This window comes from Streptomyces canus 299MFChir4.1, from assembly GCF_000383615.1.
GTDB classification, from domain to species: Bacteria; Actinomycetota; Actinomycetes; order Streptomycetales; family Streptomycetaceae; genus Streptomyces; species Streptomyces canus_C.
Window position 1 is genome coordinate 92753 of the sequence record NZ_KB911591.1, and the last position, 15937, is coordinate 108689.

At 70.7% G+C, this 15937-nt stretch carries 9 protein-coding genes; 2 read left to right on the plus strand and 7 right to left on the minus strand.

Translation table 11 applies throughout. The features are described 5' to 3' along the window. Positions 1–5 precede the first annotated feature (5 nt). The 3 genes from H293_RS0122880 to H293_RS0122890 all read right to left on the minus strand — a co-directional run bounded on the left by H293_RS0122880 (position 6) and on the right by H293_RS0122890 (position 8320). Entirely contained in the window at positions 6–1268 is a 1263-nt protein-coding gene (locus H293_RS0122880) for an alginate lyase family protein (RefSeq protein WP_020120171.1), read from the minus strand. After that, on the minus strand, positions 1265–2908 hold the full coding sequence (locus tag H293_RS0122885) for a glycosyl hydrolase family 28-related protein (protein ID WP_020120172.1): 1644 nt from the start codon (positions 2906–2908) through the stop codon (positions 1265–1267). The genes H293_RS0122880 and H293_RS0122885 overlap by 4 nt, the downstream gene beginning before the upstream one ends. 210 nt (positions 2909–3118) lie before the next feature. Next, positions 3119–8320 (minus strand): family 43 glycosylhydrolase, encoded by a 5202-nt coding sequence (locus H293_RS0122890; protein WP_020120173.1) that lies wholly within the window; start codon positions 8318–8320, stop codon positions 3119–3121. 230 nt (positions 8321–8550) lie between these two features. Here H293_RS0122890 and H293_RS59245 point away from each other — a divergent pair, with 230 nt between their 5' ends. Next, positions 8551–8724 (plus strand): hypothetical protein, encoded by a 174-nt coding sequence (locus tag H293_RS59245; RefSeq protein WP_020120174.1) that lies wholly within the window; start codon positions 8551–8553, stop codon positions 8722–8724. Between the two features lie 6 nt (positions 8725–8730). Here H293_RS59245 and H293_RS0122900 read toward each other — a convergent pair whose 3' ends face one another. The 4 genes from H293_RS0122900 to H293_RS0122915 form a co-directional block, all read right to left on the minus strand. After that, complete coding sequence (locus tag H293_RS0122900) at positions 8731–11109, minus strand: glycosyl hydrolase family 95 catalytic domain-containing protein (RefSeq protein WP_020120175.1); 2379 nt, start codon at positions 11107–11109, stop codon at positions 8731–8733. A 108-nt stretch (positions 11110–11217) separates the two neighbouring features. Beyond that, positions 11218–12117 (minus strand): PfkB family carbohydrate kinase, encoded by a 900-nt coding sequence (locus H293_RS0122905; RefSeq protein WP_020120176.1) that lies wholly within the window; start codon positions 12115–12117, stop codon positions 11218–11220. Between the two features lie 29 nt (positions 12118–12146). Continuing rightward, complete coding sequence (locus H293_RS0122910; RefSeq protein ID WP_020120177.1) at positions 12147–12605, minus strand: iron chaperone; 459 nt, start codon at positions 12603–12605, stop codon at positions 12147–12149. Positions 12606–12690: 85 nt separating this feature from the next. After that, positions 12691–13146: a carboxymuconolactone decarboxylase family protein gene (locus H293_RS0122915; RefSeq protein WP_020120178.1), complete on the minus strand. Its 456-nt coding sequence runs from the start codon at positions 13144–13146 to the stop codon at positions 12691–12693. A gap of 180 nt (positions 13147–13326) precedes the next feature. Between H293_RS0122915 and H293_RS0122920 the strand changes: the two genes are divergently transcribed. Beyond that, entirely contained in the window at positions 13327–15807 is a 2481-nt protein-coding gene (locus H293_RS0122920; protein ID WP_033415593.1) for a tetratricopeptide repeat protein, read from the plus strand. Positions 15808–15937: the final 130 nt, after the last annotated feature.

The window sequence follows — 15937 nt, forward strand, 5'->3', positions numbered from 1 at the left end:
CGGACCTACCCCGCGATGGAGTCCAGCTGTTCCGCCGCCGGGCGCAGGGCCCACAGGTCCCCGCCCGGCGGCGCCTCCAGTGCCGGTACGGCCCTGCGCGCCCGCGTGTCCCCCGCGTCCGCGGCCGCGTGCACGACGTCGGTCGCCGCGTACCGCAGGAACTCCAGCTCCGGATGGGGCCAGGCGGCCGCCCCGGTCGCGGCGGGCAACAGGTAGTCCACCGCCCTGAACAGGCTCTGCCCGTCCGGGCCTCGGTAGGCCCACAGATCGACGCCGACGTGCCGGCCGATGGCTGCGAGCCTGGTGTAGGCGACCAGGTCGAAGGTCGAGTAGTGCCAGCTCCGGGTGCGGGTCAGCTCCTGGGGCTGGCTTCCGTCGGCCGCGATCTGCGGAGCGAGGCGCTTGCTCCGGGCGTCCAGGACCGTACGGCGGGCCAGTGCCCGGTCGCCGGTCGCGTACGCGAGGCCGGCGAGCAGCAGATCGTAGAAGGTGCCGTGGTTGTTGGCCGCGGCGCCCTCCTGCTTGCCGAAGTCGCTGTCCTTGAGCCAGCCGAGGAAGTCGGCGTTCCACCGGGCCATGCCGGTGCGGTCCTTCCCGCTCCAGCCGGGTGCGCCGGTGTCCAGAAGGGCGAGCGCGTCGACGACGCTGGTGTACGACTGGGAGAAGTCGATGATGCCGATGGCCCGGCCGTCGTACTTGCAGGGGATGAACTGCGCGTGGTCCAGGTTGGGGTTCATGCGCGTGGCCGGGTCCAGGAACCAGGTGCGCAGCACCTGCCCGGCCTTGCGCGCGTACCGGCTGTCGCCGGTGTAGTACCAGGCGAGGGAGAGGTCGTAGGCGGAGTCGAAGGTCTTCTCGACGTCCTGGCGGTCGGTGCCGGAGTCGACCTCGGGATTGCGCTCGCCGTCCCGCTGGACGTACGGGCAGCCCCAGGGGTTGCCGGCGGTGGGGGCCTGGGAGGGCCACCAGTAGGGGGCCTGGCTGAGGTAGTCGTGGACGTCGCCACCGGGGGCGGGCCTCGGCTTGTCGACGACGGTCCAGGGGCCCTGGTCCAGCCACTTGTCGGCGCGGGCGGTCAATCCCCGCACTGCTCGCCGGAGTCGCGGATCCCCCCGGTCGATGCGGACCTTCGTCTGCTGCAGGCGGGCGCCGTCGAGAACCGCGGTGTGCGGGACGGCGGTCCGCGCTGCGGCCGGTGCGGCGAACCCGGTGGTGAACGCGGCGAGGGCGGTCAGCAGGGCGACGCACAGGCGGGAGCGGGCGCTCATCGGCCCGCTCCCCTCAGCCGCCGCTGGGCCTCGTACAGGTTCCGTGGCCGCACCGCGCCCGGACTGCCGTACAGCTCAAGCCGGGTGTGCAGATCACCGGTGAAGTCGGGGACGTCGATCTGGTCGAACTCCCGGACCTCGTCGATGCCGACGGTCGCGGACCAGGGCGCCAGGCCGTCGATCTTCACCAGCCCGGCGCGGCCGTTGGTGACACGGACGTTCCAGTGGGTGAACCGCGCGCCGAACAGGGGGCCCGCGCTCGCGTCACCGCCGTGGCGGCCGTTGTTGTGCACGGTGATGTCGGTGCGGACGTTGGCGAAGGGCAGGCCGCGATGGCTGTCGAAGGTGCCCATCCGCATGTCGCCGCGCGACCAGACGTTGTACGACGACAGCCCCTCGACGTTGATGCCGTGCAGCTGGGTGTTCGCGGGCGCGGGGCGGGTGCGCTCCTCGATGGTGAAGTCCTCGACGAGGTTGTCGTGCGAGCCCTCGCGGCAGAAGTAGGGATGATGGGAGCCACGGCCCGCGACGCGCGTCCGGCGCAGGGTGCACGCGGAGGCGGCCACCAGGCCGAACCCGTTGTCGACATGACGGACCGTCACATCGTCCACCCAGCAGTCGTACGCGCACTGGAGCACGACGCCGTTGTGGCCCTTGTCCAGCAGGTGCTGTTGCTGCGGGACATCGGGCGCCTCCAGGGTCAGGCCCACTACCGCCGAGCCGCTCAACTCGGGTACATGCGTGGTCAGTTGCGGCGACCACTCCGGGCGCAGGTCGAGCGGGAGCGGCCGTTCGAGGGTGACCTTCCGGCCGTGGACGCGGGAGATGCGGACGGGCCACTCGTAGGGCACGTAGGACGTCAGCTTCGTCTTGTCGTCCCAGAAGTAGGCCTCGGGGCCGGAACCGCCCCCGCACATGTGCTCCAGGAGGGTGTGGTCGGCGTCGTCCGCGAGCCGGAGCAGGACCAGGGCGCCCGGACGCAGCGAGCGTGCGTCGGCGACCGTCACCGTCCAGGAACCCTGGCGCGCGGGGGCGACCGCGGTGAGCGTCCGCCACTCGTCGCGCCGGTTGCCGGTCCAGCCCTCGAAGGGCCACGCCCTGGTCCTGATCGCTGCGACGAGCGACTCCCAACGCGCCTGCGGCGCGAGCCAGATCAGACCGCCCGCCCATGACCAGGACGACTTGTCCCCGCCGTAGCGGGAGCCGTACGTCCCGATGAGCTCGGTGAGGTTCTTGGTCGCGTACAAGGTGGTACGGCCGCTGCCGGCGCCCTTGAGGACCACGTTCGAGTGGCCCAGGCGGATGACGTCGTCGACGCGGAACGTGCCAGGCGGGATGGTGACCGTGCCCCCGCCGGCCCGTCCGGCAGCGGCGAGGGCACGGTTGATCGCGGGGGCCGAGTCGGTCGTTCCGTCCGCCACGGCACCGAAGTCGCGTACGTCGGCGACGACTCGGCGGCGCGGAAAGCGTGTGGCCCCGCCGTGGCAGCCGGCGCGGCCGACGTACGGGATCTGCGGATGGGTGAAGGGAGTGCGGCTGAACTCCCGCCACAGGGGTGCCGCTTCGGCGGCCGACGCGGCCCCGGCACCCAGAGCGACGGTGACGGCACTTCCCAGCAGCGACCTTCTGGTCATGCCCATGACAGTGCGGTGGCTCATGGCGGATCGCCCTTTCCATGGAGCTTCATGGATGTGAACGACGTTCATAAGTGCGTTGATCGGTGAGGATGCCATGCCGCCGAGCCATGCGAAAGAGGTTGCGCAGGGATTAATTGGTCATGTCCCTGAACCAGTGCAAACACGGAGCCCCGTCGGCAGGGTGGCTGCCGACGGGGCTCCGTGGGGGTGAAACTACCGTCGACTGCTGCCGACGGCGATGAGGCCGGTGACCTTCGAGCCGGTCAGGTTGTCGTAGACGAGCTCACCGCCGGACTTCTTCCAGATCCTGAGGCGGAAGGTGTCCGGGCCGTCGGTGGCGGTGACGCGGAAGCCGTACCCGCTCTTCCCGCCGACCGTGCCGGATCCCTGGTAGACGGCCTGGGAGCCGGTGACCACGAGCCAGTCGGAGCCCGTCGAACGGAACTTCAGCCCCGCCCGGCCGAAGTCGAAGGACACCTCGCCGACAGGAGTGACGGCCCCCGGCAGGTAGGCCGCGGCGAAGGAGAAGGCGGCCTTGCCCGTCAGGTCCGGCTTGGCGGGGTAGGCGCCGGCCGGGGAGGCGAGGACACCGGCGCCGAGCACGGGACCGGCGGAGCGGTCGTAGACGATCAGCTCGGGAAGCGTCCTGCTGTCCGAGGCGCCGTCGTCGTCCGTGACGGTGAGCACCGGACGCCGGATCCCCGCCTTGGCGTACGTGTGCTCGGCCCGGCAACCGGAGGCGGTCACCTTGCCGGACTGCGGGGCACTCCCGTCCTTCCAGTCGACCGTGCAGGTGTGCGTGTCGCTCGTGCCCGGGTCGGTGAACCCGGCCGTGACGATCGCGCCCCTGTCGACCGGCACCGGGGACTGCGGCCCCGCGGCGGAGACGAGGACCGGTGCCGCGTTGGCCACCCTCACCGTCACCGTGTCCGTGCTCCGGCCACCGGTCAGGGTGACCATGTAGGTGCCGTCGTCGGTGCAGGTGACCGTCGTGGCCGCCGACCCTGGACTGGCGAAGGTGCAGGGCGCTCCCGCCCCGGCGGTCCACTTCGGGCTGCCCGCACCGGAGATCGTGCCGTGCAGCGCGATCGCGTCGCCCTCCTTGCCGCCGACGTCCGCACCGGCGTGCACGATGCTCACCGGGTCGATGCTCGTCAGGGTGGGCACGACCTTCTTGATCAGGCCGTCGGAGTCGAACTCCAGCTTGTCGACGGTTGTTTCACGGTGCATGCCGTCACCGCCGGGGATGGCGAACCGGTGGTAGGCGATGTACCAGTCGCCGGAGTTCGGCACCTGGACGATCGAGTGGTGCCCGGGACCCTTGATGCCGAGCGACAGGTCCTTCTCCAGGATCACGCCCCGCTTGGTCCAGGGACCGGTGGGGGAGGGGCCGGTGGCGTAGGCGACACGGTAGTTCTCGTCGCGGGTGTCGTTCTCCGACCATGTGAGGTAGTAGGTGCCGTGGCGCTTGATGACGAAGGAGCCCTCGTTGTAGCCGCTGGGCGTGATGTCCTTCATCTTCGTGAGGTCGAGGGAGGTCATGTCGGCGTTCAGCGGGGCCACGTAGGCGTGTCCGTTGCCCCAGTAGAGGTACGACTGCCCGTCGTCGTCGGTGAACACGGCCGGGTCGATCATCTGGCCGCTGAACTGGCCTGCCTTCAGCAGTGGTCGACCCAGCGCGTCCTTGAACGGACCGGTCGGCGAGTCGGACACCGCGACACCGATGTTGGCGTCGGCGCAGAAGTAGAAGTAGTACTTCCCGTCCTTCTCGGCGATCGTCGGCGCCCAGGCCCTGCTGTCCGCCCACGAGACGTCGGGGCCGAGGTCGAGGATGACGCCGTGGTCCTTCCAGTGGACCAGGTCGGTGGAGGAGTACGCCTTGAACTGCGTGCCGCTCCAGCCCTCGAAGCCGTCGGTGGTCGGATAGATGTAGAAGGTGTCGCCGAAGCGCACGATGTTCGGGTCCGCGTTGAGACCCGGCAGGACCGGGCTCCTCATCACGAGCGCCGAGACCGTCCAGGTGCGCTTCTTGCCGTCGGAGCCGGTCACCTCGTACGTCACCGGCTTGCTGAAGTCCTGCACACTGCCGGAGGCGGGGCTGATCGCGGCGCCGTGGGCCAGGGTGAACTCCGGTGCCAGCGCGGTGAGATCGGTGCCCTCCTTCATCGGCAGGGTGACCTTGCTGTCCGCGTTGTCGACGATCGCGTCGACCTTGAGCGCGGGGTGCGTGGCTTTGGCGATGCCCGCGGTGTTGCCGCTGAGCTCCATCACCTCGGCGGCCGTCAGGGCCCGGTCGTAGACGCGGAAGTCGTCGACCTCGCCGCCGAAGGCCGGGTCGCCCGCGTACAGGGACCTGCCGATGTAGCCGCTGTAGTCCTTGTTCGCGTCGTACAGTTCGGACGGCTTGATGGTGGTCGTGGTCCGGGCCGCCTCGACGCCGTCGACGTAGAGGACCATCGTGCCGGTCGCCCCGTCGAGGGTGACGGTGACGTGCCGCCACTCGCCCGGGGTGAGCTGCGAGCCCGCCGTCAGCTTCGACTCCGCCGACCAACTCGCTTTGGTGATGGCCGAGTAGAGGCTGTTGCCGCCGTTGGAGGGCGTCGCGAACAGGTACTTGCTGCTGTCCGGACCGAGCCCGAACAGCCACTGGAAGCTGCTGCCGCCCTTCCACTTGGCGTACGTCGACACGGTCACGCTGTCGGCGTTCTTCAGCACACCGTTCGGGATCCTGACATACGGCGACCCCGTCGCGTCTCCCGACATCTTGAAGGAGCCGCCCTGCACGCCCGTGCCGAAGGCGGGCGTACCGACGTAGGTGCCGTGGGAGCCGTGGCCGCTGGAGTCGACCGCGATGTTGCCGCCCGACTCGTCGAAGCCGTAGTGCAGGAGCATGTCTGCCGGGACGTCGGGGCCCTCCTCGGAGACGGTCACCTCGGCCTGGAGCGGGAGCGCCGCGCCGTCGGGAAGGCTGCCGGTGACCGTGAAGGTGCCCGCGTGGGCGTACTTCGACGCCGGAACGTCCTCCCAGGTGACCGCGACGGGGCGCTTGACACCGTCGGCGTACGTGGCGATCACGGTGGCCGGCAGTACCGGAGCCTCGCCGATCCGCGTCTTCACGGACGTGTCCTCGACGCTCTCGACGAGCTGGTCCGGCTGGTAGGAGCGCAGGAGGCGGTCGTACTCGGCCTGGGTGACCGGCAGGACGGTGCCGTGGCGCGGCCTGGCCGGCAGGTCGTAGTCGGCGACCGGGGTCCAGTTGCCGGAATCGAGGTCGGTCGTCTCGAAGGGGATGTATCCGCGGCCGCCGAACTCGTCGAGGAACGCGTACCACTTCTCCTCGGTGTTCGACTTGAACACCAGCGGCCCCTCGGCGGCGTTCATCGCGCCCTTGCCGATGCCCTCCGCGACGGCGGTCCAGTTCAGGTTCAGGATCGAGTCGCTCTTCTCCTCGAAGATGAACTTGCTGTTGGGCGTCGAGGAGGTGTTGTTCCGCTCGTCCTTCGACAGACGGTAGTAGGTGCCGTTGTTCTGGATCATCGTGGAGTCGATGACCGAGTAGCCGCGGTCGATCCAGACCTTGGGCTCGCTGAAGGTGTAGAAGTCGCGGGTGGTCGCGTACATCATGCGGTTGTAGGTGTCGCCGGAGTGCGCCTCGTTGTCGTACAGCTTCGACGCCCAGAAGACGACGTACTCGCCGAGCCTCGTGTCGTAGTACGCCTCCGGCGCCCAGGTGTTGCCCGCGCTGTCGGGGGAGACCTTGACCAGGCGCTGGTTCGTCCAGTGGACCAGGTCGGTGGACTCCCAGACCATGACGGACTTGCTGCCGGTCCGCTGGGAGGCGTCCCAGTCGCCGTTGCCGTAGATCCTGAGGTCGGTGGCGATCTGGTAGAACTTGTCGCCCTCGGGGGAGCGGATGATGAACGGGTCGCGCAGGCCCTTCTCGCCGAGCGTGGAGGTCAGGACCGGCTTGCCGTCGTTCAGCTCCCGCCACTTCATGGGGTCGTCGCCCTTGCTGAGCGCGGCGTAGAGCTGCTCGCCGTCCGAGGTGCCCTCACCCGTGAAGTAGCTGAACATGTAGCCCTTGAGGGCTTGTTTCGCGGGAAGTTCGGGGACCTTGGCGGTGAAGACGCGGGTGGTCTTCGCGTCGCCCTTGGAGACGGTGGCGGTCAGCTCGACGGTCGTGGCGCCGTCGTCGTGTGCGGGGCGGTGGACCGTGCCGTCGGCTCGGATGACGTCCTCGTCGGCGGAGGTCCAGGAGACGGTGGTGCCGTAGTCGCCCGAGGCCGGGAGGGTGAGGTTGCCGCGCACGTCGTCGAGGTTGTGGACGCTGAGCGCCTCGGCCGCCCGCCGGGTGGCCGTCTCGTCGTCGAAGTCGGGCAGGACCGTGACGTCGAAGCTCTTGGTGTCGGTCACGGAACCCTTCTTCAGGGTGGCCGTGAGGGTGGCGTGGCCGTCCGGTTCACCGGCGGCGGGGCGGGTCACCTTGCCGGAGCCGCTCACCACGTCCGGGTGGTCGCTGGCCCAGGTGAGGGTGGAGCCGCCGGCCGTGCCGGTCTTCGGGAGGTCCAGGTCGGCCGTGACCGCGCTGGTGTCGCCGAGGCTCAGGGCGGCCTTGTCGTCGGCGACGCCCTCGGAGGCGACGGGGAGGGAGAGCTGCTCGACCTCGGAGGCGGCGAGGGCCCGGTCGTAGACGCGGAAGTCGCGGATGCGGCCCTTGAACGGCTTGTCGCCGGAGTAGAGCGACTTGCCGATGTAGTTGGCGGTGGTGGTTCCGGAGCCGATGGCGCCGGGCGTGATGGTGACCGCCGTGTTGCGGCCGACCTCGACACCGTCCTCGTACAGGACGCCGGTGGTGCCGGTCTGGGTGTAGGTGAGCTGCTTCCACACCGCGCGGGTGAGGTTGTGCGCGTCGGAGGGCTTCGTGGTCTGCTCGGTCGACCAGTTGCCGGTCGCGATCGAGGTGCGCAGGGAGTTGCCGGTGGCGAACAGGTACCCGTTGCCGTTGCCGCCGCTGGAGTTGCCGAAGCCGTAGAGGAAGTACGGCGTGCTCTGGGCGGAGTCGATCAGCACGTCCGTGGAGACGGTGATGGAGTCCATCCCCTTCATGACGTCGTCCGGCACCTTGATGGAGGTGTCGGAGCCGTTGAAGGCGAGCCCGTGCGCGGGGTCGGACCAGTCGGCGGTCCCGTTCACCGTGCCGTCGCGGCCGTTGCCCGAGGCGTCGGGGACGGTACTGCCCGAGGCGCCGTCCAGCTTGTACCAGAGGGCCAGTCCATCGGTGACGTCCGCGGTGTCCGCCGCCCGGGCGGGGAGCATGGGCGCGGCGAGGCCCAGGAGCAGTGACGCGGCGGTCAGACCGGCGAGGCGGCCCGCCCGATGTCTTGCGCGGGTGCGCGGACGTGCGAGGTACGTCATGTGGGGTTCCCCTGCTGAGGCGTGGCGGGGCCTCGGCGGGGGCACCCTGCCGTTTCGGCTGTGTGACGTGGTGTTGCGAGAGTGTCAATCGCGTCGTGCGGGGACGTCAAGAGGTTTCGAACGATGTCCGACTGGTCGAACGTCACGATCTCCCCACATGTATGGGGGAGTTGGGGGCACGTGGGAGGTACCCAGCGTGACTACCTCAGACAATCGAAGGGACGGGCGCCATGCTCGCCATCATCTCCGCGGTCCTGTTCTTCATTTCCTTTCTGATCAACGCCGCGGACATCTCCACCAACGACACCTTCACCTCGACGAACATCATGCTGCTCGGCCTCATGGTGCTCGCGCTGCACCTGGCAGGCATCGGCAGCGGCTGGAACGTGCGCGGCCGCAGGTGAGCCGCCTCAGACGCGGGGCAGCCCCCAGCGGGGTGCTGCCCCGTTCGGGCGCACGGGCGCCACGCTCAGCTCCGGACGGTCGCCCTTGGCCGTGACGATCGCCGACTCGCCCCTGCGCAGGGCTATGCGGACCGTGCCGTCGCCGACGTCCTCGTGGCGCAGGGGTCGGCCTCCTCCGTCGCGCACGTCGACCGGCCCCGCGATCCCGTGGCCTACGAGGCAGGGGGCGCCCGCCTCGCTGACCAGCCGCACCCAGCGGGTGACACCGCCCTGACGGACCGCGCTGAGCAGGAAGGCGCCCTGGGTGCGGAAGTCGTGCACGGCGAGGTCCTTCCAGACGGCGGGCACCGCGGGGAACACCCGGACGACACCGCCCCATGACTGGCACACCATGTCGTGCAGTGACTGTGCCGCCGACAGCGGTGTCTCGATGACCGGCCCCGACTCCTGGTACATGGTGTTGGGCTGGATGAAACGGGTCATCAGCTCCCCCAGGTACGCCAGCGCGTCCTCGCCCTTGCCGAGCAGGGCCGACATGGAGGCGGCGCCCGTGAAGGTGTAACCCTGCAAGGCGCCCTCGAAGCCCACCCAGTGCGCCAACGACCGCTCGATCAGGGCGCGTTCGTCGGGTGAGCGGCCGGTGACCTCGTACAGCGGGTAGACCGCGAGCAGATGCGAGTAGTGGCGGTGCGACTTCGCGAACGGGATGTCCGCGCCGATCATGAAGCCGTTCGCGTCCGTCGGGTACGGCGCCCTTTTCGCCAACATCTCACGCCAGCGGGGTGCCAGCGGGTCCTTGACGCCGAGGAGTTCGGCGGAGTCGAGAAGCGTGCGGCAACCCCAGGTCAGGAGCATCAGGTCGTAGTTGCAGTCGCGCGAATCGCCGCCGTACTCGGGGGAGAAGGTGGCGGGCAGGTGCAGTTTGCCGTCCGGGCCGGGTTCCAGGAAGTGCAGGTAGTAGTTGACCGCCTTGCGCAGCAGGGGGAACAGCACGTCCCGGAGGACCGACTCGTCCATGGTGTGGCGGTAGCTGAGCCACACGTTGTGCAGCGCCCAGGTCAGGTTGCCGACTTCGGGGGTGGGCGGGTCCTGGCCGGGGATGCCGACGCCATAGCCCATGAGGGGGCTCGCCGCGCCGTTGACCAGGTGGGGGTCGGTGGTGCGCGGGATGCCCAGCGAGTCGCTGCGGTACGGCGCCGGCGTCTCCTGGGCCAGGTTGTCCCGGAACTCGCTCAACGCCCGCGTGACGGCGTCCAGTTCGAGATGGTTGGAGCCGTGGATGAGCCAGTACTCCAGCTGGACGTTGAGATTCCACCAGGTGTTGGGCCAGGGCGTGGGCTCCAGCCAGGGGCCGCTCGTCGCCATCACGGGGGCGTCGCGGCGGGCGGCGGAGGCGGCCTTGTACAGCTGGATCCAGTAGAAGCGCTGGATACGGGCGTCGGGGAGCGACAGGAAACTCTTCCGGTAGTAGGCGCGCCACCAGGCGCGATGGTCCAGGGCCAGGGCGGACCAGGGGAGTGGTTCCGTCCGGCGGACCGTTCGGAGGGCCCGTCCCAGGGCCGTGGTCCCGGGGTGCGAGTGCGCGACGTGCGCGTACAAGGTCCGCGTCCGGCCCCTGGCCCGTTCCCGCCACGTGGTGACGTGCTGCCCGCCCGCCAGCAGCGGCTGCACGGCGGCGGTGATCCCGTCATGGTCCGCCACCTGGGCGGGCGGATTGCCCTGGTAGCCGTCCGGCAGGGGCTTGAAGGCGGCCCGCGGGCTGATCGCGTCCGCCGGATGGAACACCCAGCGGAAGTCACGCTCCCCCTCGCTCGGGGTCACCTCGACGGCGAGGACCGAGCGGTCGTTGTGGACCAGGGCGCGCAGGGCCAGGGTGCCCCGGTCGGTGGTGAGCGTGCCGGTCAACTCGGCCTTGCGCAGGGACAGTCGCCAGTCGAGGCCGGTGATCGCGCCCACCGGCTCCAGGGTGAAGTGCCCGACCGGCAGCCGGGCGAGGCCGAAGAGAGACCCGAACTCGGGCCGGTGGTCCTGCACTTCGGAGTGCTGGACGGTGAAACGCACCGCCGACGAGGTGGCCCCCGGTTCGGCGTAGATCCCCGAGCCGAGGAAGCCGTTCCCGAGGAAGGGGCCTTCGTACCAGGCCGTCGGCATCCGCTGCCAGACGAGGTCGGCGTCGTCGAGAACCGTGCGCCAGGGGTCGCCGGATGCCGGGGCGGACGCCGGGGCCGATGCGACCGGGTCGGCCGCCACCGGGGTGGCCCCGGCACGCTCGGCCGCCGTCGCCTGGGCGGCGGCCAGGGCAGATGTCAGGAGTGCGCCACTGAGGGCGGATCCCGTGGCGAGGACGGAACGCCTGGACGGATCGGGCGCGGAGGGGCCGGACACAGTGCCTCCAAGCGGGCTCAGTGAGCGCAAGTCATCGGAGCTATTCCGCGAGGCAACATAGAGTTGGGGTTGCGGTGCGTCAATGGAACGGGATAGATCCGATGTGTGTCACGGTCCCTGAAGCCAGGCCCGGGTGCCGAACGAGGCACACGCCCGTGCGGCCACCGCCGCCGCGGAGCGCAGGGCCTCCGCGAAGTCGTACGGGGTCATGTGCCCCTGAGTGGCGAGGCGATGGGTGAGTGCCCCATGGAGGACGTCACCCGCGCCGAGAGTGTCAGCGACCCGGACGGCAGGCACGTCCACCGTGCCGGCGCTCTCGGGGCCCGCCCACTCGATGGGCCGGCCCCCGCGGCTCACCGCCGACCAGAGCACGCCGTGCTCCCGGAGGAACCGCAGGACGTCCGCCGGGGTGTTCGTGCCGGGCGGCCGGAAGTCGTCCGAGCAGACGGCCACGTCGATCGACGGCAGCAGGTTCTCCGTACCGGGCTTCCAACTGCCCCCGTCGAGAACGGTTCGCCGGCCCGCGGCCCGCGCGAGACGGGCGGTCGCCGTCGCCAGCCCCATGTGGTGGCCGTCGAACTCGACGATGTCGCAGGCCGCCACCAACGCGTCCAGACCGTCCGGTGGCGTGAGCCGGTACCCGGCCGCGTTGGTCGAGGCGACGGCGCGGTCCCCGCTCGATCCGGTGACCAGAACGGAGGACACGGCGGGCGGCTTCGTCGACTCGGCCGCCAGGTCCGAGACGTGCACACCCAGCCCGCGCAGATCCGCCGCGACCGCGACGCCCAGCGGATGGGAGCCGATGCCGGTCAGCAGCATGGCCGTGCCGCCCAGGTGGCTGAAGGTCACGGCCGCGTTCGCCGCCGGGCCGCCCGCGGCCACGACCTGCTCACGGGCCGTCAGTTTCTCGTCGGAGCCGGGCACATGGTCCACCAGCTGAATGACGTCCAACGTGCACAGGCCGACGAACAGCCCCTCGGGACGTCGGGTGTTCGTCGGCCTGTGCACGTGTCGCCACCTCTTCCGGCTCGCGGCCTTCAGCCCGCCGCCCGCTTCACGAGCTCGCCGATCCGCGCCTCGTCGGCGGCGGTCAGCTTCGTGAGCGCGAACGCGGTCGGCCACATCGTGCCCTCGTCGAGGTTCGCCTTGTCGTTGAAGCCGAAGGTCGCGTACCGCGCGTTGAACTTCTCGGCGCTCTGGAAGAAGCAGACGACCTTGCCGTCCTTGGCGTACGCGGGCATCCCGTACCAGAGCTTCGGCGCCAGGTCCGGGGCACTGGCCTTGACGACGGCGTGGATCCGTTCGGCCATGACCCGGTCCGACTCCTGCATCTCGGCGATCTTCGCGACTACGGCGGCCTCCTCCTCCGCCGCCTTGTCGGCCCGCGAGCTGCGGCGCGCCGACGCCTTGACCTCCTGGGCGCGCTCCTTCATCGCGGCGCGTTCCTCGGCGGTGAACGTCTCGGTCTTCTTCGTCGTCCCGCGGGTGTTCGTCATATCGTTTCCTCCTGGTCTGCGGACGGTCGGGGATTTCTTCTGCGGACGGTCAGGGACATCTTCGCGCCGAACTGCGCCCTGCCGTTCAGCCCCACGCGCCGGCGATCTGCCGGGTCGTGGCGTTGAGCCGGTTGAACAGGTTCGTGACGCCGATCATCAGGACGATCGCCGCGAGCTGCTGCTCGTCGAAGTAGGTGGCGGCCGTGTCCCAGACCTCGTCGCTCACCGCGTCGGGACGGTCGGCCAGGCGGGTCGCCGACTCGGCCAGCGTGAGCGCCGCCCGCTCCTCCTCGGTGAAGTAGGGGGCCTCCCTCCAGGCGGCGACCGTGGCCAGTCGCTCGTCGCTCACTCCCGCCTTGCGGGCCGTCTTGGCGCCGGCGTCGACACACGCGCTGCATCCGTTGATCTGACTGACCCGCAGATGCACCAGCTCCAGGGTCTGCACGTCCACCCCACCGGAGTGCACGGCCTTGAAGAGCTGCTGGATGGGCTGCATGGCGTCGGACAGGACAACGGCGGGGTTCTGCATACGGGACTGCATCAGGAATCTCTCCTCTGTCGGGCTGTCCCCCGTTCCTGCGGGGTGTGATTCCATCTCAGCCGAGAGGGCTTGTCAGGGCGACGGTGGTGGGACACCGTGGGACAGCCGAAACGGCCTTGAACAGGCACGATCCGGCCGGGAAGAGTTCTGCCGGGGCGGGACAGGGGGCGGGGGACAGTGGTGGAGCACGACAGCGCAGGGGGCGGCGACCCGCAGGAGGAGCTGGCCGCGCGGCTACGGCTGCTCCAGGAGCTGTCCAAGCGAGGTGTACGGGCCCTCGCACGGGACGCCGGTCTCAGCTCCTCGTCCCTGTCCCGGTACCTCAGCGGGCAGACCGTACCGCCCTGGCCCGCGGTGATCGCCCTGTGCCGACTCGTCCAGCGCGACCCCCGCCCACTGCGCCCCCTGTGGGAGCGCGCCTCCCACCCCCTGCCGGCGCCGCCGAAGACCAGCCGCCAGGTCCCCCCTCCGTCGCCGCCCGCCGGGGCCCCGCGTCCGCCCCGCAACGACCTCCCGCGTGACGTTCCCGACTTCACCGGCCGCGAGGCCCAGCTCGCGGCCGTGCTCGACGGGGTGGCCGGCAGCCGGGTGATCGCCGTCGACGGCATGGCGGGCGTCGGCAAGACCTGCCTGGCCGTGCACGCGGCGCACCGGCTCGCCGCCGACTACCCGGACGCCCAGCTCTACCTGGACCTGCACGGCTTCACCGAGGGCCGCAGACCGCTCGACCCCGACCGCGCCCTGCGGACGCTGCTCGCCGCCCTCGACGTGCCCTCCGAGAAGGTCCCTCAGGACGGCGGGGTCGAGGAGCTGGCCGCCTGCTGGCGGTCCGAACTGGCCCATCGGCGGGCCGTGGTGGTGCTCGACAACGCCGCCGACGCCGACCAGGTCCGCCCGCTCCTGCCCGGTGCCGGACCCTCCGTAGCCCTCATCACCAGCCGCAACCGGCTGCTCGGCCTGGACGAGATCCCGCCGGTGTCGCTGGATGTGCTGACCGAGCGGGAGAGCGCCGAGCTGCTGGCCCGCGCCAGCGGCGAGACCGACGACGGCGAGGGGCGCCTGGCCCGTGACCCCGGGGCCACGGCCGAGGTCCTGCGCCTGTGCGGCCATTTGCCGCTGGCCCTGCGGCTGGCCGCGGCCCGGCTGCGGCACCGGCCGGGCTGGACGGTGGGCATCCTGGTCGAGCGGATGGCGGAGGGGGCGAGCGAGTTCGACACCGCGTTCGCCATGTCCGTACGGCAGTTGGACCGCGTCAAGGCCCGGCTGTTCCGGCTGCTTGGCCTGCTGCCGGGCTCCTCGTTCGACGAGCACGTGGCGGCGGCGCTGGCGGACGTACCGCTGCGCAGCGCCCGCGCCATGCTGGAGGACCTGCTGGACGCCCATCTGGTCCAGCAGCCGGCGCCGGGCCGCTACCGCCTCCACGACCTGGTCCACCAGCACGCCCGCCGCGCCACCACGGAGCAGGACTCCCCGGCGGACCGGGACCGGGCCCTGACCCGGGTGCTCGACTACTACGTGCACGCGGCTGCCGCCGCCGACGCGGCGATGCCGTTCCTGTCGTCGAGCCGCGAGGCCTCCGTGGACCGCCCGCCGGCCGAACTGCCGCCCTTCCGCGACAAGATCGCGGCTCTCGTCTGGTTCGGCACCGAGTACCTGAACCTGCTGGCCGCGTTCGAGGCGGCGGAGGACGCCGGGGCCGACCGGCACATGTGCGAGCTGCCGCGCTTCATGCGGACGTACTTCGCCCGGCGCTGCGGCACCACGATGCTCAACGGCCTCTTCGAACGCTCCCTGGCCGCCGCGCAGCGCCTCGCCGACCCCCTGCAACTGGCCGAGGCGCACAGCGATGTGGGCTTCGCCCGCTACAACGCGGGCCGCATGGCGGAGGCGGCCGCCGCCTTCGAGGCGGCGGCACCCCTGGTCCTGCGCTCGGGGGATCTCCGCGTCGAGGCCGAACTGGCCATGCGGCGCGGCTACTTGAGATGGGACGAGGGCTACGTAGAGGAACCGCTGGACCTGTTCCGGCTGGCCGGGAAGCTGTACGCGGACGCCGACTGCCCCATGGGCACGGCCCACGCGACGGCGTACGAGGGGTGGGCGCTGCTGCAACTGGGGCACCGTGAGGAAGCGGCGCGGTTGGCCCGTACGGCGCTGGAGGTCCCGCACGCCGACGGAGCCTGGCCGCCCACCCGGACGGCCCTGATCACGCTGGGCGTGGCCATCGCCCACGAGGACCCCGACGAGGCCGCCGAGCACCTGCACCGGGCGCTCGCCCTGGCCCGCGAGGACGGCCACAAGCACAACGAGGCGTGGTGCCTGAACTGCCTCGGCGTCGCCCTGCGCCGGATGGGCCGCCATGAGGAGGCGCTGGCGAGCCACGAGCAGGCGTTCGCGCTGCTGGACGAGCTGTTCGAGGAGCACTGGAAGATCCACTTCCTCAGCGCCTACGGCGAGACCTGCCGCCTGGCGGGCCGGCCCGACCAGGCCCTGCGCCTCCACCGCCAGGCCCTGGAACTGGCTCCGAAGCTCGGCCACCGCCACGCGGAGGCACTGGCCCACGAGGGCATCGCGGCGGTCCTCGACGAGACGGACCCGACGGCGGCGGCCGAACACCGGGCGGCGGGCCGGGCGGCTCTGCCGGAGCCCGGACCGGGCATCTGAGAAACCGAATCCGCACCGGCACCGATCCGCTGTGCCCTCTTCCGCCTTGCCAAAGCGGAACAGTGTTCCGTATCGTTTGCGGAGCACGGTTCCGTTTTGCCGTACGGCGGCCGTACGGAGCCTCCGCAGC

Bases quoted from the DNA above. Each gene is read 5' to 3' on its own strand.
- H293_RS0122880 (WP_020120171.1), bottom strand. From the start codon at position 1,268: ATGAGCGCCCGCTCCCGCCTGTGCGTCGCCCTGCTGACCGCCCTCGCC.
- H293_RS0122885 (WP_020120172.1), bottom strand. From the start codon at position 2,908: ATGGGCATGACCAGAAGGTCGCTGCTGGGAAGTGCCGTCACCGTCGCT.
- H293_RS0122890 (WP_020120173.1), bottom strand. From the start codon at position 8,320: ATGACGTACCTCGCACGTCCGCGCACCCGCGCAAGACATCGGGCGGGC.
- H293_RS59245 (WP_020120174.1), top strand. From the start codon at position 8,551: ATGCTCGCCATCATCTCCGCGGTCCTGTTCTTCATTTCCTTTCTGATC.
- H293_RS0122910 (WP_020120177.1), bottom strand. From the start codon at position 12,605: ATGACGAACACCCGCGGGACGACGAAGAAGACCGAGACGTTCACCGCC.
- H293_RS0122915 (WP_020120178.1), bottom strand. From the start codon at position 13,146: ATGCAGTCCCGTATGCAGAACCCCGCCGTTGTCCTGTCCGACGCCATG.